The organism is Shewanella sp. CG12_big_fil_rev_8_21_14_0_65_47_15, from assembly GCF_002783505.1.
Classification (GTDB): domain Bacteria; phylum Pseudomonadota; class Gammaproteobacteria; order Enterobacterales; family Shewanellaceae; genus Shewanella.
In genome coordinates this window covers 33,305-54,520 of sequence record NZ_PFGL01000021.1, presented here as the reverse complement: position 1 = coordinate 54,520, position 21,216 = coordinate 33,305, and the positions used below count along the sequence as shown (strand labels likewise).

The 21,216-nt window shown below is 47.6% G+C and carries 22 protein-coding genes; 12 read left to right on the top strand and 10 right to left on the bottom strand.

All coding sequences use genetic code 11. The features are described 5' to 3' along the window. Nucleotides 1-15: 15 nt before the first annotated feature. Together COW15_RS06365 and chrA are read right to left on the bottom strand one after the other, a co-directional pair. Nucleotides 16-1,680: a methyl-accepting chemotaxis protein gene (locus COW15_RS06365; protein WP_293631051.1), complete on the bottom strand. Its 1,665-nt coding sequence runs from the start codon at nucleotides 1,678-1,680 to the stop codon at nucleotides 16-18. Nucleotides 1,681-1,837: 157 nt separating this feature from the next. Beyond that, the gene (gene chrA / locus COW15_RS06360) at nucleotides 1,838-2,986 is read right to left on the bottom strand and encodes a chromate efflux transporter (protein WP_293631049.1); all 1,149 of its coding nucleotides are present in this window, start codon (nucleotides 2,984-2,986) and stop codon (nucleotides 1,838-1,840) included. A gap of 117 nt (nucleotides 2,987-3,103) precedes the next feature. Here chrA and COW15_RS06355 point away from each other — a divergent pair, with 117 nt between their 5' ends. Further along, complete coding sequence (locus tag COW15_RS06355) at nucleotides 3,104-3,454, top strand: ATP-binding protein (protein ID WP_293631047.1); 351 nt, start codon at nucleotides 3,104-3,106, stop codon at nucleotides 3,452-3,454. A 10-nt stretch (nucleotides 3,455-3,464) separates the two neighbouring features. Here the strand turns inward: COW15_RS06355 and rlmC are convergent, their stop codons facing one another. The 3 genes from rlmC to COW15_RS06340 all read right to left on the bottom strand — a co-directional run bounded on the left by rlmC (nucleotide 3,465) and on the right by COW15_RS06340 (nucleotide 6,554). Then, on the bottom strand, nucleotides 3,465-4,634 hold the full coding sequence (gene rlmC / locus COW15_RS06350) for a 23S rRNA (uracil(747)-C(5))-methyltransferase RlmC (protein ID WP_293631045.1): 1,170 nt from the start codon (nucleotides 4,632-4,634) through the stop codon (nucleotides 3,465-3,467). 111 nt (nucleotides 4,635-4,745) lie between these two features. Further along, nucleotides 4,746-5,921: an FAD-dependent oxidoreductase gene (locus COW15_RS06345; RefSeq protein ID WP_293631043.1), complete on the bottom strand. Its 1,176-nt coding sequence runs from the start codon at nucleotides 5,919-5,921 to the stop codon at nucleotides 4,746-4,748. Between the two features lie 135 nt (nucleotides 5,922-6,056). Next, nucleotides 6,057-6,554 carry a MarR family transcriptional regulator gene (locus COW15_RS06340; protein WP_293631041.1) on the bottom strand — a complete coding sequence of 166 codons (498 nt, stop codon included), beginning with the start codon at nucleotides 6,552-6,554 and terminating at the stop codon, nucleotides 6,057-6,059. 138 nt (nucleotides 6,555-6,692) lie between these two features. Here COW15_RS06340 and COW15_RS06335 point away from each other — a divergent pair, with 138 nt between their 5' ends. The 3 genes from COW15_RS06335 to COW15_RS06325 all read left to right on the top strand — a co-directional run bounded on the left by COW15_RS06335 (nucleotide 6,693) and on the right by COW15_RS06325 (nucleotide 9,048). Continuing rightward, nucleotides 6,693-7,118, top strand: coding sequence for an organic hydroperoxide resistance protein (locus COW15_RS06335; protein WP_293631039.1), 426 nt, complete (start codon nucleotides 6,693-6,695; stop codon nucleotides 7,116-7,118). A gap of 218 nt (nucleotides 7,119-7,336) precedes the next feature. Next, entirely contained in the window at nucleotides 7,337-8,770 is a 1,434-nt protein-coding gene (locus COW15_RS06330; RefSeq protein WP_293631037.1) for a cytochrome C biosynthesis protein, read from the top strand. 92 nt (nucleotides 8,771-8,862) lie between these two features. Next, complete coding sequence (locus COW15_RS06325; RefSeq protein ID WP_007645134.1) at nucleotides 8,863-9,048, top strand: hypothetical protein; 186 nt, start codon at nucleotides 8,863-8,865, stop codon at nucleotides 9,046-9,048. Nucleotides 9,049-9,119: 71 nt separating this feature from the next. Here the strand turns inward: COW15_RS06325 and COW15_RS06320 are convergent, their stop codons facing one another. From COW15_RS06320 to COW15_RS06310, 3 genes are read right to left on the bottom strand one after another with little or no spacing between them, the layout of a single operon-like run. Beyond that, nucleotides 9,120-9,410, bottom strand: coding sequence for a hypothetical protein (locus COW15_RS06320; RefSeq protein WP_007645132.1), 291 nt, complete (start codon nucleotides 9,408-9,410; stop codon nucleotides 9,120-9,122). A gap of 55 nt (nucleotides 9,411-9,465) precedes the next feature. Beyond that, on the bottom strand, nucleotides 9,466-10,002 hold the full coding sequence (locus COW15_RS06315; RefSeq protein WP_293631033.1) for a class I SAM-dependent methyltransferase: 537 nt from the start codon (nucleotides 10,000-10,002) through the stop codon (nucleotides 9,466-9,468). 5 nt (nucleotides 10,003-10,007) lie between these two features. Continuing rightward, nucleotides 10,008-10,418, bottom strand: a complete 411-nt coding sequence (locus COW15_RS06310) for a hypothetical protein (protein ID WP_293631031.1) — start codon at nucleotides 10,416-10,418, stop codon at nucleotides 10,008-10,010. Between the two features lie 486 nt (nucleotides 10,419-10,904). On the opposite strand from COW15_RS06310, the gene fccA reads away from it, so the two are divergent. The 4 genes from fccA to COW15_RS06290 all read left to right on the top strand — a co-directional run bounded on the left by fccA (nucleotide 10,905) and on the right by COW15_RS06290 (nucleotide 15,046). Continuing rightward, the gene (fccA, locus tag COW15_RS06305) at nucleotides 10,905-12,695 is read left to right on the top strand and encodes a fumarate reductase flavoprotein subunit FccA (protein WP_293631030.1); all 1,791 of its coding nucleotides are present in this window, start codon (nucleotides 10,905-10,907) and stop codon (nucleotides 12,693-12,695) included. Nucleotides 12,696-12,928: 233 nt separating this feature from the next. Then, nucleotides 12,929-13,918 (top strand): 2-hydroxyacid dehydrogenase, encoded by a 990-nt coding sequence (locus COW15_RS06300; RefSeq protein WP_293631029.1) that lies wholly within the window; start codon nucleotides 12,929-12,931, stop codon nucleotides 13,916-13,918. Nucleotides 13,919-13,985: 67 nt separating this feature from the next. Then, nucleotides 13,986-14,720: a dienelactone hydrolase family protein gene (locus COW15_RS06295; RefSeq protein WP_293631027.1), complete on the top strand. Its 735-nt coding sequence runs from the start codon at nucleotides 13,986-13,988 to the stop codon at nucleotides 14,718-14,720. A gap of 113 nt (nucleotides 14,721-14,833) precedes the next feature. Then, on the top strand, nucleotides 14,834-15,046 hold the full coding sequence (locus COW15_RS06290; protein WP_363699929.1) for a YgdI/YgdR family lipoprotein: 213 nt from the start codon (nucleotides 14,834-14,836) through the stop codon (nucleotides 15,044-15,046). Nucleotides 15,047-15,151: 105 nt separating this feature from the next. Here COW15_RS06290 and COW15_RS06285 read toward each other — a convergent pair whose 3' ends face one another. Both COW15_RS06285 and COW15_RS06280 read right to left on the bottom strand, forming a co-directional pair. Beyond that, complete coding sequence (locus COW15_RS06285) at nucleotides 15,152-15,415, bottom strand: hypothetical protein (RefSeq protein ID WP_293631025.1); 264 nt, start codon at nucleotides 15,413-15,415, stop codon at nucleotides 15,152-15,154. 151 nt (nucleotides 15,416-15,566) lie between these two features. Beyond that, nucleotides 15,567-16,112, bottom strand: a complete 546-nt coding sequence (locus COW15_RS06280; protein WP_293631023.1) for a mechanosensitive ion channel family protein — start codon at nucleotides 16,110-16,112, stop codon at nucleotides 15,567-15,569. Nucleotides 16,113-16,215: 103 nt separating this feature from the next. Here COW15_RS06280 and COW15_RS06275 point away from each other — a divergent pair, with 103 nt between their 5' ends. The 4 genes from COW15_RS06275 to ahpF all read left to right on the top strand — a co-directional run bounded on the left by COW15_RS06275 (nucleotide 16,216) and on the right by ahpF (nucleotide 21,172). Beyond that, entirely contained in the window at nucleotides 16,216-16,959 is a 744-nt protein-coding gene (locus COW15_RS06275; protein ID WP_293631021.1) for a spermidine synthase, read from the top strand. 89 nt (nucleotides 16,960-17,048) lie between these two features. After that, nucleotides 17,049-18,578, top strand: coding sequence for a leucyl aminopeptidase (locus COW15_RS06270; RefSeq protein ID WP_293631019.1), 1,530 nt, complete (start codon nucleotides 17,049-17,051; stop codon nucleotides 18,576-18,578). 338 nt (nucleotides 18,579-18,916) lie between these two features. Beyond that, the gene (ahpC, locus tag COW15_RS06265) at nucleotides 18,917-19,486 is read left to right on the top strand and encodes an alkyl hydroperoxide reductase subunit C (protein ID WP_007645108.1); all 570 of its coding nucleotides are present in this window, start codon (nucleotides 18,917-18,919) and stop codon (nucleotides 19,484-19,486) included. 114 nt (nucleotides 19,487-19,600) lie between these two features. Further along, nucleotides 19,601-21,172, top strand: coding sequence for an alkyl hydroperoxide reductase subunit F (ahpF, locus tag COW15_RS06260; RefSeq protein WP_293631017.1), 1,572 nt, complete (start codon nucleotides 19,601-19,603; stop codon nucleotides 21,170-21,172). Nucleotides 21,173-21,216: the final 44 nt, after the last annotated feature.

The following is a 21,216-nucleotide window of genomic DNA, read 5'->3' as shown; positions in this document are numbered from 1 at the left end:
CCACTTAACTGAGGCTTAAATCTTAAACTGACCGACCAACTTACCAAGGTTAATCCCTTCCTGTGATACGGTTTGGCTGACTCTTGCCGCATCTTCGCTGGAATGGAGTAACTCATTGACGATTTCTTGGATGGCATACACATTGCGGTTAATCTCTTCGGTGACTGAGCTTTGCTCGGTCGCCGCCGTGGCAATTTGGGTGCTCATATCATTAATCGCCGTTACCGCCGAAGTGACCGAGCCTAGACTTTCGGAAATCGCACGGGAAGACTCCACCGAACGCACACAGCTCTGTTGACTCTCGTCCATGGTTTTAACCGCCTGCGATACCAACTTATGCAATGCCGATAACATCTCGTTGATCTCTAAGGTACTTGCCTGAGTCCGGCTGGCTAAGTTACGCACCTCATCGGCCACTACGGCAAACCCTCGGCCCTGTTCACCGGCTCTGGCGGCTTCAATCGCCGCGTTTAAGGCTAATAGGTTTGTCTGCTCTGCAATCCCGCCTATCACCGAAAGTACGCTGTTAATCTTCTGGGATTGTTCACTTAGGGATTGAATACTGCCCGCCGCATTATTGATTTGTTCCATCAGGGCGGCAATTTCCTCCAGTGAAGCATCGACACAACGCTGGGCGTTGGCCACATCACCGGTTGCCGCCTGAGTCGCCTCTGCCACTTGGGTCGTGTTTTGGGCCACCTCACTCGCCGTAGATGACATTTCAGTAATCGCAGTCACCACTTGATCGGTTTCATTGTTATGGCTCAGCAGCTGGCTCGACATGACTTTAGTCTGATCGTGGATCGAATTGGCCGCAGCTTTCACCCTATTGGTCGCACTCGCCACATCGCCAATAATGGTTTGCAGCTTATCCACAAACAAGTTAAAGGACTGACCTAATTGGGCAATTTCATCTTCACCCTTCACGGCAAGGCGCTTAGTTAAATCCCCTTCACCCTTGGCGATATCATTGAGGTTGTCGGCCATATTTTTAATTGGCACTACCATACGGTGGGCCGCAACCATGATGATAAACGCCGTCACCCCTGTCAGTAACAGCGCGATCAAGAGGATCCCAAAGGATTTATCTCTCATTTGCTCGGTAACCGTTTGACGGTAATCCTCAACCACAGCCTCGATATCGTCGATATAGGCCCCCGTACCTAACATCCAGTCGGTGCTGGGGATCATAGTCACATAACTGATTTTCTCAATCTGTTCATTCGTATTGGGTTTTTGATAAAAATAGGAAAAATGACCATCACCACGTTTAGCCGCATCGAGCAAACCGACAATGATTTTAGTGCCGCGGGGATCGGTCATATCGATTTTATTTTGCCCTTCCAAATTGGGCATAAGGGCATGGAAAATGTTCTTTCCTTGGGAGTCATAGATAAAGAAATAACCCGCACTGCCAAAACGAATATCCCGCAGCGCTTGATTCACATTGCCATTTTCCTTGAGAGACAGTTGGTATTGCACGATTCCAGCGGCAATCTCGGTCGCTTCTTTAATTTGTTGTTTACGTTCCCCAACCAGCTTAGTTTTGAAAGTGATGACCTCATCGTTAAGGGCTCCTTGTTCAACATAGTAGGAAACCGACATCAACACAAACAAGGTCAAAATCAGGGGGAAAAGCGATAACAGTAGTAATTTATTACGCAGGCTAAAATTCGACATGCTTGCTAACTCCAAGGTGATATAGCTTTTTTTTAGTATGGTTGGAGTATAGCCAAAATAGTGCACATTCTTAGCGCTGTAGATAACAAATCCCAAGATTATTTGTAAAAATTACCTTTTAGCGAATTGACTTAGCAAATTGATTTAGTGAATCGGCTTAGTTTAGAAACGTCGAGCCAATGCCAAAAATACAGAAAGCCAAGACCAACATAAGCACTGGGGGCTTAAAGAGTTTCAACGCGCCAAAACCTAGCAGTACTAAGGCCATATCTTGGGCCGAAAACACCGCTTGATTAAACACAGGTTGATAGAGCGCGGCGAGCAATAACCCGACGACACTGGCATTTATCCCCGCAAGTGCGCCCGCCATTTTGGGTCTAGCCGCGATCGCATGCCAGCTTTTTAAACCCACCAACATCAATAAAAAACCCGGTAAAAAAATCGCGGCCGTTGCGATACCAGCGCCAATAAAAGGATTATCTAGCATCATCTCCGCCCCCAGAAAGCTGGCAAAGGTGAACATGGGGCCAGGCACGGCTTGGGCAAAAGCATAACCCGTTAAAAAACGATCGCTCCCCAAGGTATCGCCAACGGCGGTTTCCAATAGGGGCAGTACCACATGACCGCCACCGAAGACCAGACTCCCCACTCGGTAAAACTCAGCGAAGATGCCGCCCTCTGCGCCTAAATTCACCATAAAGAAACTGGCGATAAATAGGCCAAAAAAGAGCAATAAATAGAAGTAATTTAAACGAATAGGTTCAGCCGTATCCATGTCAGCGGTGGCGCTCAAAAAACGCACACCGACTAGGGCTGCAATGATTAACAGAATAATTTGTACCCATAAAAGAGGCACCATTAATATGATTGCCGCACTGCCTAGCATCAGCATACGCGCACTATGGCGCTGACAAAACTGCTTAAACATGGCAAGCACGGCATCGGCGACCACGACCACAGCCAACAGCTTTAACCCATGTACTATGCCTTGCATATACTCATTGGCAAGCCATGCTGCGGTCGTCACCGCCAGCAAATACATCAGGATAAATGAAGGTAAGGTAAACCCGATAAAGGCCGCTATCGCACCTAAAAGCCCACCACGATGATAACCAATGGCAAAACCCACTTGGCTCGACCCAGGTCCCGGCATAAATTGGCTTAAGGCCACAAAGCTGGCATAGCGTTTATCATCAAGCCATGCGAGTTCATTGACGAAGGTCTGGCGAAAATACCCTATATGGGCCGCAGGACCACCGAAACTCATCAGGCCAAGAGTTAAAAAACGCAGGAATATCTGTAGCATAAGCTTTGCCTTTAGGAACATAAAGTAGGCAAGATTATGCCACTAAAATGAAAGTTTAATGAAAACTAAATCCTAGTATTCCATTTGTAGAATGACCATACCCCCAATACGAGCAGCATGGCTAAGCCACCTAGGGCCCCACCACCGCCCTATTGGTATCCTCTGGTTCCGGTGTTACAACGGGTGCTAAGTCTTCGAGGTGAGTATTTTCAACAGCAAGCAGGAAAAAATCGATTCTGCGTCGAAGACGATGGCCCGGGATTTGAGGGCATAGGCAAAAAATTGATGACCGCTTTCGAACGAGACGCCCAGCAAAGCGATAACAGCGGCTACGGTTTAGGACTCTATATAGTGAAAAAAATCGCCACTTGGCACTATGGCAAACTTGAACTTAACCGCTCGGAGAAACTCGGCGGCGCATCGCTGTGTATTATTTGGGATGACAGCCTAAGCACAAAAATACTTTAAGACCGAGCCCTCAGTCCTTGACTAACAAAGCTAAAACCTCGAAATGATCCGTGTGGGGGAATAAATCGAACAGTTGCACTTTGGTTAACCGATAGCCTTGAATATGCGCGAGATCTTTGGCTAAGGTCTTGGGGTTACAGCTGGAATACAAGATCGCCTTTGGGGCAAACTCACTTAATGACTGGCAAAGTGCCTCACCAATGCCACGTCGCGGCGGATTCACTATGATCAAATCCGGCTTATCGGCGGCGCTTTTGCCCTTGGCAAAGTCGGTTGAATCGAGCGCCATAAAGTGCACATTTTCGAGCCCCATCATTTGCGCTGACATTTGCGCGCAGGCAATGGCTTCGGCTTCGATTTCAATCCCTGTGAGTTTTATGTCTTTGGATGCGCAGTGCAGCCCGAAACCGCCCACACCACAGAAGAGATCCCATAACGAATGAGGTGAAAACTCAGCCACCCACTCACGGGCGGTTTGATATAACTGCGCCGCCACTTGCGGGTTGGTTTGGAAAAAACTCTTAGGCCGAATAAATAGGGGGACATCATTAAACTGCTCTTCTAGGCGGGTATTTTCGGTTAAGAAGATCTCTTCATCCCCTTCGAGGATCGCCATATGAATGGGCTGGATATTGACCGATACCACTTTAATCTGCGGATATTCCGCCATTAGCGCCGGTAATTCACGTTCGATACGGGGGATGGCATCGAGCGTACGCAGCACGAAGCGCAACATATATTCACCGCGCACTTGGCTTCGCGTCAGCAAAATAAACTTCAATTCCCCCTTGGCTTTATCGACACGATAAGGCGGAATGCCCGCCTGTTGTACAAAACGCTCTAGGCGATGAAGTAAGGCTTGCATATCAGTCGGATATAACAGGCAATCACATAGGCTGACCGCCTCTCCGCTTGGGCTGACTATCCCAAGCACTGGGGCGTGGGCCGCGCCTAGGGCCACCATCTTAGCTTTATTACGAAAACCGCTGACATCACCAAAGATGGGCGCTTGAAAAATATCTAAGGGATCGGAAATGAATGGCGCGAGGAGTTGCTGTAATTCTTGGGTTTTAGCCACCACTTGCTGCGCCATAGGAACTTGAATATGAAGGCAAGATTGGCATTGGCCTAAATTAAAATAACCACATTGGCTTTTGGCACTCACTATGGCAGCACTCACGACAATTCCTAGGGATCAGTAAAAAAGCGCCATACTGTAGCGTTTTTGCGGCGAAAAATCACCTCGAACTCGCCCCAAACGGCACAACTTCAAAGTACGGCCACCGCGCCATCAACCTAGGGGGAGCGAATCGACGTCGGCAATCGATGGGCGCTTACCGAGATGTTGTTCAATCCATTCAAGCACTTCGGCCGAAGTGCTACGAAAAGTGGTTAATTTACCGCCATATAGACTCAACAGCCGCGGATGGGAAACCGATGTTTGCATAAGAATATCCCGCGGCCGCTCGAAGGCTTGGGAGCTCTGTTTAGGTAAGACTCGCACGCCGCAATAGGTCTGAACTATCTTAGCCTTAAGATCATTAATCTCGGGCGATAGCGGAAAATAATGCCGATAAATGCCGAGGAGGTAGTTAACCTCGGACTCAGTCACCTCGGGAGGTTTATCCAATGAGGCCAGTTCCGTTTCCGTCGTACCTATTAAGGTTTGACCGTACCAGGGCATCACAAAAATGACCCGCTTATCGAAGCAGGATTCTAAGTACAAGATGCCGTCGAGGGCGGGAATATCCAACAGCAAATGCGCGCCCTGCACCCAGTCGAGTTCAACCCCCGCCAGTGGGGGCGACACTTTAGCGATCACCTCATTAACCCAAGGGCCCGCCGCATTGATCACTAGGCTGGCCTCGACCCGTCGAACATCGCCCGCATGTTGAAAACTCACTGAGCAGCTATGGGACTGATGCTCCATACCGAGAAAGTCGGCTTCGGCGTAAACCTCAGCCCCTAATGCCTGTGCACTGCGGGCCACGGCTTGAGTCAGTAATTTATCGTCAGTCTGCGCATCCCAATACTGAAATACCGCCTTTAATCCCGATAGCTTAAGCCCTGTTAAACGATGCCAATGGACCGCAGGAACTGAGATAAATCGCCCTAAAGGATCGAATTCACTTAACACTGCATATAGGCTTAGTCCGGCCCGTATCGTCCAAGGGCTACGCTGACTGTTCTCGTAAACCGGAATATAAAAGGGCACGGCTTTCACTAGGGTCGGTGCAAGATTGAGTAAATTACGCCGCTCAAGCAGAGACTTACGCACTAGATTAATTTGCCCTGTCTCTAAATAACGCAGGCCGCCATGGATAAGTTTGCTGGAATTAGCCGAGGTTTGGCCGCCAATTTCCCCTCTTTCAATTAAAAGAGTGGAGTAGCCCGCTGCCGCCGCATATTGGGCAATCCCCACACCGCTGATCCCGCCGCCAATAATGGCTATATCGAAGGAAGCCATGGCTTATTTACCCGCAATAACACTTGCATTGTTAACTTATCCATCGGAGTCATTCTATCCCTAAAATACGACTACTGGCCCATGAAGTTCAACTATGTCAACACGTTAACCCTAAAGCAAATGGTATTTAAACCATTAATCAAGGCTAGCATGTAACTGTTTAAGCGCCTTATCGCACATCGCTTTCAATGCCTTAAGCTCATTTACCTCTCCGCCCACTTTGCAGCGCATCAAATGGGGAATGTCACAGGCCTGGGATTTAAGGGCAATTCCTTCAGGGGTTAAGGCTAGCACGCGCACCCGTTCATCCTGCTCACTGCGACCACGGCTGACTAATCCCTTAGATTCTAGGCGTTTAAGTAACGGGGTCAGAGTGCCAGAATCGAGGAATAGTTTATCCCCTAGGGTTTTAACGCTGATCCCCTGCTCCTCCCATAACACCAACATCACTAGATATTGCGGATAGGTGAGATCTAACTTATCTAGCAGGGGGCGATAGGCTCGCACCATAGCATTCGCGGCGCTGTAAAGTGAGAAACACACTTGGTTTTCAAGACATAAGGCATTATCTGCACTGGCGTTTTCGGCCATATCGATAGGGTTCGCGCGGGTATCAACTTGAGTTGTTGCCATAGGAAAATCCGACAAATTAAATATATTGCGCACAATATACTTGCATTCACACTAAAGATCGAATTATAGTTTATCACAATTAAATTGCGTGCAATTTAAATTATTTTACTAGATCCTTAACCTTAGAAGGTCAATACGATGAAAACACTGTATGAAACACGCGCAACGGCAAGAGCGGGGCGTCAGGGCCAAGTGAGCACGGATGATGGTTTGCTCGATGTTGCATTAGCCTACCCCAAAGCCATGGGCGGCAGCGGACTTGCGACTAACCCTGAGCAGTTATTCGCGGCGGGTTATGCCGCTTGTTTCTCAAACGCCGTCTTGCATGTCGCTAAAATCGGCAAAGTGGATATTACCGAAGCGCCCGTCAGCGCAGTGGTTGGCATAGGTGCCAATGAGGCGGGTGGTTTTGCATTAGCGGTGGTCTTAGAAGTCAACTTAGCTTTACCGCAAGAAGCTGCCGAAGCCTTAGTGCGCCATGCGCATCAAGTGTGCCCTTATTCCAATGCCACTCGCAACAATATAGATGTGAAGCTAAGCGTTAATGGCGTCGCATTAAGTTAACGTCGTCAAACGAGTATTTTTAAAGCACCGTAGGGTGCTTTTTTCGTTGCTGGCCTCTAATCCCCCTTAAAATAAACCTGCCTCACTTCCCAAAAAAGCGCTAATAGCGAGTTAACTAACACTTCTTAATGCTAAATTTAATCAAAGGGATTGAATTCAGTAGAGTAATAGTCAAAGAATTGTTTTAAACCATTAACCCCACGTTGGTGGGAGGCGCTATGACAAAATACCTATCGAAATACGCTTTTCTCTGTTCCCTAATGTTGGCGCTACTCTGTATTAGCCCGAGCTGGGCCAATGTCGAGACGCCAAGCACGACAGATACCACTTGGCATTATGTGAATGATCAGGGTGAGCTTAAGATCAAACTCTATTTCTTTTGGTCTAAAACCTGCCCACATTGTGCTGAGGCTCACCCCTTTATCGATTCCTTGCCACAAAAATACCCTTGGATAGAACTCGAATCCCATATGGTGTCGGCGCCGGGTGTACAGGAGATTTGGCAAAATATCGCCGCTAAAACCGCCACTGAGGCTCGCTCAGTTCCCTTTATGGCAAGCTGTGAAAAGACCGTTGTTGGCTATTCCAGTGAGGCGGTTACAGGCGAGTTTTTAGTTAATCGTTTGAAAAACTGCTACTTATCCCTTGGTGGACAGTTAGCACAAGCGGATATGCCAACAAAAGGTGTTGCAAGCACAACGGCCAGTGCGCCCACGAACGCCCCTCTCTTTGGCACCTGTGGCACAGATACTGGCGAAGGCACCTGCGATGCCACCAGCTTGGTCGGTACTGAGCAAGCTGAAGTGCAACCCGTTGAGTTGCCATTGGTGGGCGTGGTGACACCTGAGACTATGTCTCTGCCACTGTTGACCTTAGTGCTCGCGGGGGTCGATGCCTTTAATCCCTGCGCCTTCTTCGTGTTGCTGTTTTTACTGTCAATTATGGTCAACGCCAAGAGCCGTGGACGCATGCTATTGGTTGGCGGGATCTTCGTGTTTTTTTCCGGCTTGATTTACTTCCTGTTTATGACGGCCTGGCTCAATATCTTTAAGCTGTTAGGCGCAGGGAGTGACGGCGGTATGATCATCCTAGCGGCGGGGATTTTAGCGCTGATCGCAGGGGTGATTAATGTGAAGGATTACTTCTTCACTAAGGGTGAGGTCACGCTGTCCATGTCGGCAGAAAACCGCACAAGTCTGATAAAACGTATGGGTAAACTGTCCAATTCCAGCAGTCTGGGCGCCTTGATCCTTGGCTCGACCGTATTAGCCATACTCGCCAATGCCTATGAACTGCTGTGCACCGCAGGCTTCCCAATGATTTACACTAGCGTGCTGTCCATGCATAATCTACCGGACATAGAGCGTTATATGTATTTGGTTTTATACAATATTGTCTATGTTATTCCACTGGCGATTATTGTAATTGTCTTTAGCGCGACCCTAGGCAAACGTAAACTGACCGAGAAAGAGGGTCAGGCGCTGAAACTGATGTCAGGGGTGATGATGCTTGGTATGGGGATCGCCTTAGTGATTGACCCGACAGCGCTGCAAAATGTCGTACTGGCACTGGGCTTAATCTTAGGTTCACTGGGAATTACCGCCGTGATTGTGCTCGGTCGAAAATTCCTTTCAGCCAAGGCGAGTCAGTAAACAGCGGGGATGATTGGCAAACTCAAGATTAACGACTAAAGTAAACCTTGAGTTTGCCGATAAAAGGGTCCTGCTTACTATCGAGGTTAGTTATGTCAATTTCACTCAACACCCAAGCTGTCACGCCCAATTTAGAAAATGGTGCCGTTGGCGTTAAGGTCGCCCAATTAGCCAAAGAGCAGCAAAAAGCTGAAGGCCAAATCGCGGTAGATTTAATTGCTGCTGCAGCGCCAAAGCCTGTTGGAAATTCGGGCCACAATATCAACACCACGGCCTGATCCAAAGTCACAGTTCCATAAAAAAGCGCCCAAGAATATTGGGCGCTTTTTTATTTCGCTATTGTGATTTACTAAGAAAATGCGTTGCCATTCACATGCATGATAGTGAAGGTCCAAACCACAAACGCCAGAGGGATATGCACTAAGGCATAAAAACACTGATCGAGTCGCCCCATCCCCTTCGCTAACCATATCAAATACAGATGCAGTCCAATCACTAGGGGGAAAAGTGCCAGCAGCGGGTATAACGCCACTGGACTCGCGTCCGCAAACAGACTATGACTCAACAGCGCCCATCCCACCATAATCGCTGTGGTTAAGGGGGGCGTTGCAATGCGGTACTGCTCTGGATAGGGAAACATCCAATGGCCTCTAACTCTGCATCTATGACGGTAAATTTAGGCAGGCGACAACACTTTATTTTTGGGCGATAAGCTGTGCTTTAAAGCTCGCATGTCCCGTGAGTGGATCGCTCAATAGTCCCTCAAAGTAATGCAAAGGTTGCCAGTTAGCAAATGCTGATTTGAGTTCATTTTCAGTCAGTAAGAAATCAGGGTTACGTGGCCGACCTATTTCAGCCTGCTGCCAAGTAAAAGTTTCATAGACGATAATTCCCTTAGGCTTAACACTCGCGGCAATTTGCGGCAATAATGGTCGATGCAGATAATTGAACACTAAGACAATATCATACTCTGCAATCGGCAACGGTGACACGGACTCGGCTTCTAAATCCCATTGATATTTGCGGGCGTTAGCATGCTCAATGCGCGACATGGCAGACAGATCCCGGTCGATAAACGTCACCTCGGCCCCCTGCGCTAAAAACCATGCTCCATTACGCCCTGATCCGCAGGCAAGATCGAGCACCTTAAATCCATCGAACCGAGGAGTCGACCAAGTAAATTCAGTGATTAACGCAGCGGGGATCACGATTGGCGCATGGGTTACGGACATTAGAATTAGCCCTTAATTTCTTTTTTCGAATTAATTTGCCGACGATGCACAATAGAATAATGCCTCAGTCCCGCAGGACCATGGGACACAATCACGGATAAAAAGAGTATCACGATTAATAGCTCAGGCTTAAAATTAGCCAGTGGCACAAACAGACCAAGCAAGCCTAATTTTACTAAGGTTAACACACCCTTAAGCTGGATAAGCCAGCGCCAATCCCGCACAATTTCCCAAAACATTAATATGCTGCCGGTCGCCATAGCGAGATACCAATAATTAAGCCAAAGGCTTTTATCAATCGCCAGTAATATCCCTCCTCCGGCACCGACGACACCCAATATATGTAATGCCCTTAGTATCGTTTTACTCAGTCGCTGTACCCAAAAACGTTTTTCCGATATATGCTCTTCGCGCATCAATTTAACCTTAAAAAACAATACCAATAACATTTTAGAAAAATAATAATAATTAATCGATAAGTATTCTGGAAAATAATGATTATATACAGAATACTTAACGGTTACCCATTATTGTTCAAATAAAAATAACCAAATAAAAACAATAATATAAAAAACAGAATACACTTCCTGATCACTAAATCAATTTATAATTTAATTATTGCGTCCCCGCCAAACAAATATGTTAACTCGCACAAGTTATACCGTACTCAATAGGTGACTATACTCAATTTCGCCAATCTTTTCCGTCATATGACACACTTTTCCTATGTTATTTATACGGCAACATGCTTTATGTGACCTAAATACACATATACCTCTTTAGATAGTGCTAACTTTATTAACGGAGAATGCTCTAAAGCGCGTGAGTCATGCAAATTATAAATATCACGCCACGATGAATACCCCTTATTAAGTAGATGAATATACGGCGGAGGAACTACCATGTTCACAAGAAAGATTCAAAAAACAGCACTAGCCATGCTGATCTCTGGCGCAATGGCTGGTACAGCCTATGCGGCCCCAGAAGTACTAGCCGATTTCCACGGTGAAATGGGTAGCTGTGATAGCTGCCATGTCTCCGACAAAGGCGGTGTCAGCAACGACAACCTGACCCATGAAAATGCCCAGTGTGTTAGCTGCCACGGCGATTTAAAAGAAATGGCCGCCGCCACACCTAAAGATAAAGTATCACCCCATAAGTCTCACTTGATCGGTGAGATTGCCTGTACTAGCTGCCACAAAGGCCACGAAAAATCCGTAACCTACTGTGATGCTTGCCATAGCTTCGGCTTCGATATGCCATTTGGCGGTAAGTGGGAACGCAAGTTTGTTCCTGTCGATGCAGACAAAGCTGCTCAAGATAAAGCCATCGCCGCTGGCGTAAAAGAAACCACTGATGTAGTGATTATCGGTTCAGGTGGCGCAGGACTTGCTGCTGCAGTATCGGCCCGTGATGCGGGCGCAAAAGTGATTCTACTTGAAAAAGAACCTATCCCAGGCGGTAACACTAAGTTAGCTGCTGGCGGTATGAACGCTGCAGAAACTAAGCCACAGGCTAAGTTAGGTATCGAAGACAAGAAACAAATCATGATCGACGACACCATGAAAGGTGGCCGTAATATTAACGATCCTGAACTGGTTAAAACCTTAGCGAATAACTCTTCCGATTCTATCGATTGGTTAACTTCTATGGGTGCCGATATGACCGACGTTGGTCGTATGGGCGGCGCAAGTGTGAACCGTAGTCACCGTCCAACGGGCGGTGCTGGTGTCGGTGCCCACGTAGCACAAGTGCTATGGGACAACGCGGTTAAACGCGGTACTGATATCCGTTTAAATAGCCGCGTGGTCCGAATCCTTGAAGATGCAAGCGGTAAAATTACCGGTGTATTAGTAAAAGGTGAATACACTGGCTACTACGTGATCAAAGCCGATGCCGTTGTGATTGCAGCCGGTGGCTTTGCGAAAAACAACGACCGTGTCGCTAAATACGATCCTAAGTTAAAAGGCTTTAAGGCGACTAACCACCCAGGCGCAACTGGTGATGGCTTAGACGTAGCGCTACAGGCTGGCGCGGCAACCCGCGACCTAGAATACATCCAAGCTCACCCAACCTACTCACCAGCCGGCGGGGTGATGATCACCGAAGCGGTACGTGGTAACGGCGCAATCGTGGTGAACCGTGATGGTAACCGCTTTATGAACGAAATCACCACCCGTGATAAAGCGTCTGCGGCAATCCTTCAGCAAAAAGGTGAAAGTGCTTACCTCGTATTCGATGACTCTATCCGTAAGAGCTTAAAAGCCATCGAAGGGTATGTACACTTGAACATAGTTAAAGAAGGCAAAACCGTTGAAGATCTGGCTAAACAGTTAGATATTCCAGCGGCGGAATTGGCTAAAACCATCACGGCATACAATGGCTTCGTGAAATCAGGTAAAGATGCTCAATTTGAACGCCCTGACTTACCACGTGAATTAGCCACAGCACCTTTCTACGCATTAGAAATCGCACCAGCCGTTCACCACACTATGGGTGGTGTTATGATTGATACTAAGGCCGAAGTGAAGAGCGAAAAAACCGGTAAGCCAATCGAAGGCTTATATGCCGCAGGTGAAGTCACTGGTGGTGTTCACGGTGCTAACCGCTTAGGGGGCAACGCTATCTCCGATATCGTGACCTACGGCCGTATCGCGGGTGCTTCTGCCGCGAAATACGCTAAAGATCACTAGTAAACCGACACAGGGTAAAAGGATTTACCCTTGGTTCCTATAGCACGACCTATAAGAACCTTCGCTTAACATTAAGCAGCCTATAAGCGAGCCGTCAGGGGCTCGCTTTTTTTATGCTCAATTGATGACAAAGCTCACTCTTTTAATGGCTGTAGCCGCTCTGCCTGAGGACAAAAAGCCCGGAGTCACTTACACTCATTGCCAGTAATCAATAGACTTGGTAGGTGATTAAAATGAGAATTGGATTTTTTAGCGCAAAGCAGTATGACATGGAATATTTTAACCGTACTAATGTCGATTTTGGTGCACAAATTGAGTATTTCGATTACCGCCTATGCATGCAGACGGTAAAACTTGCCGAAGGGTATGACATCATCTGCGCCTTTGTGAATGATTCCCTCTGTGAAGAAGTTCTGGTCGAACTCGCCAAGGGTGGCACGAAAATTATCGCCATGCGCTGCGCCGGGTTTAACAATGTCGATTTAGTCGCCGCTAAACGCTTAGGGATGCAGGTAGTGAACGTGCCCGCCTACTCCCCCGAGTCGGTTGCCGAACATACTGTCGCCTTGATGTTGACCCTGAATCGTAAAATCCACAAAGCCTACCAACGTACCCGCGATGCTAACTTCTCCCTCGAAGGTTTAGTCGGCTTTAACATGTTCGGCAAAACCGTGGGGGTAATTGGCACGGGTAAAATCGGGGTCGCCACCATCAAAGTGTTACTGGGCTTTGGCTGCAAAGTCATCGCCTTCGATCCTTTTATCAATCCAGCGGTTGTCGCATTAAATGTAGAATACCAAGATCTGGATTCCATCTATGCCAACAGCGATATCATTAGCTTACATTGCCCATTAACCGCCGATAATCATCACTTACTCAATAAAGAAAGCTTCGCCAAGATGAAACCCGGCGTGATGGTGATCAACACCAGTCGCGGTGGTTTACTCAACGCCTTCGATGCAATGGAAGCCTTAAAACTCGGCCAGATCGGTTCACTCGGACTCGATGTGTATGAAAACGAGAAGGGCCTATTCTTTGAAGATAAATCCAATGAAATCATCCAAGACGATGTATTCCGCCGTTTATCTGCCTGCCATAATGTGATTTTTACCGGGCATCAGGCCTTCCTCACCGAAGAGGCCTTAAGCGCGATCGCCAAAACTACCCTGAATAACCTAAAAGCCCTGCGTGCTGGCGAGCTTTCGGGTAACGAGCTGTTTTAACTGACAGATAAATCCCTGACTGCTAAAGTGAGGCTTCATCTTCGAAGCCTCATAGAGGGATCTTAATATGTTAGTCATTCAAGAATCTCAGGATATCACCACCCCTACAGGGCAAATGCGCACTTATATCTACCGCCCTGACGCACAGGGGCCATTCCCTTGCATCATCTTCTATTCCGAGATATTTCAGCAAACGGCCCCCATCGCCCGCGCCGCCACTATTCTCGCTGGCCACGGTTTTGTCGTACTAGTGCCCGAAATATTCCATGAACTCAATCCCATAGGCACAGTGCTGGCCTACGATGATCCGGGTAAAGATAAAGGCAATGCCGATAAATTTGCTAAATCCCTAGAGCAACACGATAGCGACACTCAAGCGCTTATCGACTTTGCCAATCAGCAAAGCTATTGCAGCGGCAAGGTAGGCAGCATGGGCGTATGTATCGGTGGTCACTTAGCCTACCGTGCGGCACTCAACCCCTCGATTCTCGGAGCATTTTGCCTCTACCCAACGGACATTCATTCCAATACTTTGCCCTGCAACTACGGCAATGATTCACTGAGCCGCAGTGGTGATATTCAAGGGGAGTTAGTGCTAGTGTTTGGCAAACAAGACCCCCACGTTTCCCCCGAAGGTCGAGCGTTAATCCACCAACAATTAATGGCACTGAATCGTAATTTCACTTGGCTTGAAGTCAACGCCCAGCACGCCTTTATGCGCGATGAAGGTGAACGCTTTGACCCCGCACTCGCACTGCAAATGTATCTGCATGCGGTGGCATTTTTCCACAAAGTATTGTGATAGCGAATAAAATTTGCGCAAAACAAAAACATCCATCACCTTGCCCAAGTGGATCTAGGTGAACTAGGCTTATTTGAACATTCTCGCGGTGAGAATGAGGCTAAGAGAGGGAAATGATGAATAAAGTCATATTGATCCTAGCTTGTATACTGGGACTTGCAGCCTGCAGTTCACAATACATTATGAGCACTAAGGATGGGAAAATGATCACCACAGACAGCAAACCTAAGCTGGATAAAGACACTGGCATGTATATATATCACGATGAAGAAGGGCGAGAAGTGATGATCAAGCAAGACGACGTTACTCAAATTATTGAGCGATAACCTCTTTTAGTTACGTCTTAACTATCCATACTCCCAAATAGACAATGCTAGCTATATAAGATTAAGTGTAAAAGAGAGGGCCACTCCTATGGTGGCCCTTATCATTTACTTTATCGCATCCTCTTTTGTTATCAGATGTAAAGGGGCAGTATCCGTGAGATAGGCCTCATCGACCCGTTGCAACCCGTGATAACGGATCATTTCACTGATAGCGTCCACATAGACTTGGCCACGCTCAGAGTATTTATGGAGCGTTGTGGCAAGTTTAAGCCCGGTAATAGGTTTATTTTGTTGCCGCAGTTTTGCCCTCAGCGTGCGTAATTCTTGATAGGCGCTTGAGGTATTTAAATTGAGTAAAGTAGTGACCACTAAGGCTTTTAATGGCCAAGTTGCATTGCGTATATCGTGTGTCCAGTCATAAACCTATACAGAGTATAAGTTCTCATCTTTACAATATAGCATTTGCCGTTATGGCTAATGCACTGCATCGCAAAAGAGAGCCTTTCGGAAATAACTTCGATTACTCTGGGTCAAACTTCTTTTTGCCTTCGAGCAAAGCCCTACGCTCGGCAAGTGGACTCTGATCGGCGAGCTTTAATACGGCTTTTTGCAGCATGAGGTTATTGGGGTAAGTGATGGTATCGCCATTATCCCGGTGGATAAGCACATGGAATAATGCGATTTCGATGATCACGCCGCTGATATCTTCATCCTTATCGACCACGCGAATACGCTCACCGATACGATAGGGAAACACGAAAAAGATCAACACACCTGCGGTTAGGTTACTCAATATCGACCACTGAGCAACTAATGCCACGCCCATCACAGCAAAGGCGGATGACACAAATAACGACACATCCTGATAACCTAACCCAAGGGACACGGCCATCAATGACAGCGTAATAAAAAACATCACATAGGAGATAAAACGAGTGACTAAGCTAGTGCGCGCCACACTCACTTGCTTCATTTGCGCCAGTTTTCTCACCCAATGGGTTAAAGCCCGCTGTAAAAAGATAAACACTGCAAGATAAATACAGGCAAGCAGGATTTGATTTGTCATAATAGTCACTCAATTTACGAAACCGTCTGAATTCTAACTTTTTTGCGCGAGCAGTTATAGGGCCGCAAATAAGCTCAACAATAAAACTGAGTAACCACACACTATGGCCGATTCTACCCTGTTATACGAAACCCAAGATGCGCTTGGTCCCATTCGCGTGCTCGACTACGACGACTCACGGATCCTGTCCTTTGGGGATAATGATGAACAGAGTAAAATCCTTAAGGCTGCCCCCCATATCCCCCAGCACACTTATGTACAAGCCATGTTGTTGGTTTTACTGTTTTGTAAGCCCAAGAGCGCCATAGTGTTAGGGTTAGGCGGCGGCTCAATTATTCACTCACTGCGCCATTTTGATGCAGCTATCAGACTCACGGCAGTCGAGCTTAGGCCCGCGGTGATCGAACTGGCAAAGCGCTATTTTCAGCTACCGATAGGTAAAAAACTGAATCTTATCAATGATGATGCTATCGCCTTTTTGGCTACTGGCGAGCATAAAAAAGTCGATGTTATTTTTGCCGATATCTACACAGCCAAAGGCGTTGAAACCGGGCAGCTTTCGCCTGTCTTCCTTGGGCAATGTACTCACCTTATCAAACCCAACGGCTATTTAGTGCTGAACTGCTGGAAAGAACATAGCCAAAATCGCGAGTTGTTAGCCGACTTACAACAGCACTTTGCCCATGTGAATGCTTGCCTCACTGGCGGCGGTAATTGGGTGATTTTTGCCAGCCAATCACCACAGCTTTTAGGTACTTCGGCACTTAAAAGTCAGGCTCAATCTTTGTCGCAACAATTGGGTTTTGCCCTTGAGCGGTCACTGACACGCTTTGGACCTTGGATTTAAGATTAATCTCAGTCAAATGGCTTAAATTAGTTAACCCTAAGGCTGAGCTTTGTTATTCTTCACAAATTCCTATGATATGAGTTGTCACAATGAAAAATAAGCACCAATTTATGTTAAGCGTTATGGCTCTGGCGTGCCTTAACTCTCTCAATGCTAACGCCGAAACCTTTAGTTTTGACACTCGTAACTCACTCAATTCAGACACATTAGTCCTCTTTCAAAGCGCAGATGCCACTACCTATGGGATCGACGTTTTACCCCAATCAACCCAAGATCAGCTAAATCTCGCCACGGCGGATAACAGTTTTTCCGGCAAACAAGGTGAAATCCTTGAGATTTTAGTGCCGAGCGAAATCGATGCGAAGCGAGTGCTCTTGGTCGGTATTGGCGATGCTAAAAATTTAACCCCAGGCGATATCAACACCTTAGGTGGTAATGTTGCCGCCAAGCTGGAAACTGTGCCACAAGCCACAGTCCGAGTGCTAACCCAAGGCTTAACAACGCCCCTATTTGGTGCCGAATTGGCCCATGGTATTGAGCTACGCAGCTACCGCTACACCCAATTCAAGACTAGCGATCACGCCGAGAAAAACTATCAGATCGGTGTTGATGATTTAAGCCTTAATCAAAAACACCATAAGAATCTGCAAGCGGTTGAAGCGGGTGTGTTTTTAGCGCGGGATCTGACCAATGCGCCCGCGGGTATTCTGTATCCCGAGAGCTTTGCCAATGAGGCGAGAAAACTCAAGTCCCTCGGCGTTAAAGTCACTGTATTAGAAGCCAAAGATATCGAACGTTTACATCTGGGCGCCTTAGCGGCGGTGGGCAAAGGCAGCGAGCGCCCGCCTAAGTTAGTGGTCGCCCATTGGCCGGGCAGTAAAGAAGCCCCTATCGCCTTGGTGGGTAAAGGTATTACCTTCGACTCTGGCGGTTATAATATTAAGGCAACGGGTACCTCTATCGCACGGATGAAGTCGGATATGGCGGGCGCAGCCACGGTACTGGGCACAGTAAAAGCCATGGCGATTCAAAAAGCACCGGTAAACCTAGTGGCAATTATGCCGATGGCGGAGAATATGGTCTCGGGCCATGCGATGATCCCGGGGGATGTAATAAAAACCGCCCAAGGGCTCACCGTTGAAGTGCTCAATACCGATGCCGAAGGTCGCCTAGTGCTCGCCGATGGCCTCTGGTATGCCAGAGAAAACTATAAGCCTTCTATTATTGTCGATGTAGCGACCTTAACGGGTTCAAAAGTCGGCGCACTCGGCAGCGTGTATGCGGGATTGTTTACCGACTCTGAGACCTTGGTTCAACAGTTAACCTATGCGGGTCAACAGGTTGGCGAAAAGGTCTGGCGTCTACCCTTAGATCAAGCCTATGCAGATGAGCTTAAATCCACAATCGCGGATCTGAAAAACACAGGTAAAGAAGGCAGCGCGGGCGCTTCCTCTGCGGCCATGTTCTTAAAACGCTTTGCGGGCGAACAGCCTTGGGCACATTTGGATATCGCGGGCAATGCCTTAACCGCCACCGATACCGCCGTTGTGCCTGCGGGCGCCACAGGTTATGGCGTGCGCTTACTCAGCACTTGGTTAACTCAGCCGAAGAAAAACTAGGTTCTAGGTTCTCAGCATCTTGTTTTAACTGAATTTACGATGAAAGGGATATCACTGATATCCCTTTTTTATGTCTGAAATTTAGCTCAATCCATCTATAGAAAAATCATCGGCTAAAACCCAGACCCAATTCCAATCACGCCAAGCCCGCAGCAGCTGTGAAAAAACCGATTGAGTCCGACCCAATCGCATTGAGATTCGATTAAATCGATTAGGATGATAGTTTTTACCCGTTATCTTAATTTTATGCGAGTCGGTAATATGCTTCACATCGACAGGACGCAAGCAAATGTCCTCGTTATGAACTTAAGCCATCATCAACTCAATGGAAGCATAAAATGACTCAATCAATTATCAACAGCACTATCAAACCATTCAAAGCCACTGCTTACCACAATGGTGAGTTCGTTCCAGTAACAGAACAAGACCTGTTAGGTAAATGGTCAGTCGTGTTCTTCTACCCAGCAGATTTTACCTTTGTTTGCCCAACTGAATTAGGCGACATGGCGGATCACTATGCCAAACTGCAAGGCATGGGCGTTGAAGTTTACTCAGTATCAACTGACACACACTTCACCCACAAAGCGTGGCATGACACGTCAGACACCATCAAGAAGATCAACTTCCCAATGCTGGCTGACCCAACAGGCACTATCAGCCGTAACTTCGGCGTGATGATTGAAGAAGACGGTTTAGCACTGCGTGGTACTTTCGTGATTAACCCAGAAGGCCAAATCAAGGTCAGCGAAGTTCACGATTTAGGCATCGGCCGTAGCGCTCAAGAGCTTGTTCGTAAAATTCAAGCTGCTCAATATGTTGCAACTCACGATGGCGAAGTTTGTCCAGCAAAATGGCAACCAGGTGACGAAACATTAGCACCGTCTTTAGACCTCGTTGGCAAAATCTAATTTAGCCTGCAAAGCGTCAACCCCGCCAGTCTGATTCTCCCCCTGCAAGAGTCAGATTGGCACCCTCGCCTTTCTCGATATTTTTCAATTTATACACTGATTTGGAGTCATCATATGTTAGATGCGAATTTAAAAAATCAACTGCAAACCTATCTGCAAAACCTCAAGAGACCAGTTGAACTTGTCGTGTCTGCAGATGAGAGCAAAAAGTCTCAAGAATTAAAAAGCTTAGCGCAAGACATTGTCAGCCTATCTTCTCTGGTGAGCCTGAAAGAAACTCAGGGCGAACGCACCCCGGCGATGACAGTGATTAACCCAGAGCTTAATACGCAAATCAGCTTTGCGGGTCTGCCTATGGGTCACGAATTTACCTCACTCGTGTTGGCTTTACTGCACACGGGTGGACACCCAATCAAACTCAGCGATGACATTATCGAGCAGATCCGCAATCTGCCGGGCAAATATGCCTTTGAAACCTATGTCTCACTGACCTGCCAAAACTGCCCAGACGTAGTACAGGCACTGAACATGATGGCGGCCATTAACCCAAATATCACTAACGTGATGATCGATGGCGCACTGTTCCAAGACGAAGTGGCGAGCCGTAACATTATGGCCGTGCCTTCTGTCTACTTAAATGGCGAAGTGTTTGCTGCCGGCCGTATCAGCATCGGTGAGATCCTCAATAAACTGGATACCAATGCCGCAAGCCGTAAGGCCGATGAAATTAATGAAAAAGCGCCATTCGAAGTCTTAGTCGTTGGTGGCGGCCCAGCGGGCGCAGCAGCCGCTATTTATGCGGCACGTAAAGGCCTTCGCACCGGTATTGTTGCCGACAAGTTTGGCGGACAAGTCGCTGAAACCGTCGGTATCGAGAACTTTATTTCGGTCAAAGCGACCGAAGGTCCGAAGCTAGTGGCAAACCTTGAAGCCCATGTACGAGACTACGAAGTCGATATCATGGACAACCAAAAAGCCGTGTCATTGACGACTAACGGTTTGTTCGAACTTGAACTGGCCAGCGGCGCTAAATTACGTAGCCGTACCGTATTGCTGGCAACAGGTGCCCGCTGGCGTGAAATGAACGTCCCAGGCGAGAAAGAATACCGCGGCAAAGGTGTTGCTTACTGCCCACATTGCGATGGCCCGCTATTTAAAGGTAAACGCGTGGCGGTGATTGGCGGCGGTAACTCGGGTATCGAAGCGGCAATCGATTTAGCCAATATCGTTGAGCATGTCACCGTACTGGAGTTTGATAGCAAGCTGCGCGCCGACGACGTGCTGCAACGTAAAGCGGCGTCTATGGGTAACATTAAAATCATTACCCAAGCCATGACCACTGAAGTGACTGGCGATGGTACTCGGGTTAATGGCCTGAACTACACAGACAGAGCAACAGGCGAGAGTCACCATGTCGCACTGGCAGGTATCTTTGTGCAAATTGGGCTAGTGCCGAATGCCGAATGGTTGAAGGACACTATCGATTTAACCCCAAGGGGCGAGATCGTAGTCGATGAGCGCGGCCAAACCTCAGTCCCAGGTATTTTTGCCGCAGGTGATGTCACTAACTCACCGTTCAAGCAAATTATCATTGCCATGGGCAGCGGCGCGACCGCATCACTGGGTGCATTTGATTACCTCATTCGCCACAGCGATGAAGAAATTAGCGATACCAAAGCCGCATAATAGTGAAACATTAACCGCATAACCTAAGAAGCCAGCGCAAGCTG

What these genes read in the sequence shown, in the direction of transcription:
- COW15_RS06330 (WP_293631037.1), top strand. Translation starts at nt 7,337, where the DNA reads ATGACAAAATACCTATCGAAATACGCTTTTCTCTGTTCCCTAATGTTG.
- COW15_RS06310 (WP_293631031.1), bottom strand. Translation starts at nt 10,418, where the DNA reads ATGCGCGAAGAGCATATATCGGAAAAACGTTTTTGGGTACAGCGACTG.
- ahpF (WP_293631017.1), top strand. Translation starts at nt 19,601, where the DNA reads ATGTTAGATGCGAATTTAAAAAATCAACTGCAAACCTATCTGCAAAAC.
- COW15_RS06355 (WP_293631047.1), top strand. Translation starts at nt 3,104, where the DNA reads ATGGCTAAGCCACCTAGGGCCCCACCACCGCCCTATTGGTATCCTCTG.
- COW15_RS06335 (WP_293631039.1), top strand. Translation starts at nt 6,693, where the DNA reads ATGAAAACACTGTATGAAACACGCGCAACGGCAAGAGCGGGGCGTCAG.
- COW15_RS06300 (WP_293631029.1), top strand. Translation starts at nt 12,929, where the DNA reads ATGAGAATTGGATTTTTTAGCGCAAAGCAGTATGACATGGAATATTTT.
- COW15_RS06270 (WP_293631019.1), top strand. Translation starts at nt 17,049, where the DNA reads ATGAAAAATAAGCACCAATTTATGTTAAGCGTTATGGCTCTGGCGTGC.
- COW15_RS06315 (WP_293631033.1), bottom strand. Translation starts at nt 10,002, where the DNA reads ATGTCCGTAACCCATGCGCCAATCGTGATCCCCGCTGCGTTAATCACT.
- chrA (WP_293631049.1), bottom strand. Translation starts at nt 2,986, where the DNA reads ATGCTACAGATATTCCTGCGTTTTTTAACTCTTGGCCTGATGAGTTTC.
- COW15_RS06295 (WP_293631027.1), top strand. Translation starts at nt 13,986, where the DNA reads ATGTTAGTCATTCAAGAATCTCAGGATATCACCACCCCTACAGGGCAA.
- fccA (WP_293631030.1), top strand. Translation starts at nt 10,905, where the DNA reads ATGTTCACAAGAAAGATTCAAAAAACAGCACTAGCCATGCTGATCTCT.
- COW15_RS06325 (WP_007645134.1), top strand. Translation starts at nt 8,863, where the DNA reads ATGTCAATTTCACTCAACACCCAAGCTGTCACGCCCAATTTAGAAAAT.
- COW15_RS06320 (WP_007645132.1), bottom strand. Translation starts at nt 9,410, where the DNA reads ATGTTTCCCTATCCAGAGCAGTACCGCATTGCAACGCCCCCCTTAACC.
- ahpC (WP_007645108.1), top strand. Translation starts at nt 18,917, where the DNA reads ATGACTCAATCAATTATCAACAGCACTATCAAACCATTCAAAGCCACT.
- COW15_RS06280 (WP_293631023.1), bottom strand. Translation starts at nt 16,112, where the DNA reads ATGACAAATCAAATCCTGCTTGCCTGTATTTATCTTGCAGTGTTTATC.
- COW15_RS06365 (WP_293631051.1), bottom strand. Translation starts at nt 1,680, where the DNA reads ATGTCGAATTTTAGCCTGCGTAATAAATTACTACTGTTATCGCTTTTC.
- COW15_RS06340 (WP_293631041.1), bottom strand. Translation starts at nt 6,554, where the DNA reads ATGGCAACAACTCAAGTTGATACCCGCGCGAACCCTATCGATATGGCC.
- COW15_RS06290 (WP_363699929.1), top strand. Translation starts at nt 14,834, where the DNA reads ATGATGAATAAAGTCATATTGATCCTAGCTTGTATACTGGGACTTGCA.
- COW15_RS06275 (WP_293631021.1), top strand. Translation starts at nt 16,216, where the DNA reads ATGGCCGATTCTACCCTGTTATACGAAACCCAAGATGCGCTTGGTCCC.
- COW15_RS06345 (WP_293631043.1), bottom strand. Translation starts at nt 5,921, where the DNA reads ATGGCTTCCTTCGATATAGCCATTATTGGCGGCGGGATCAGCGGTGTG.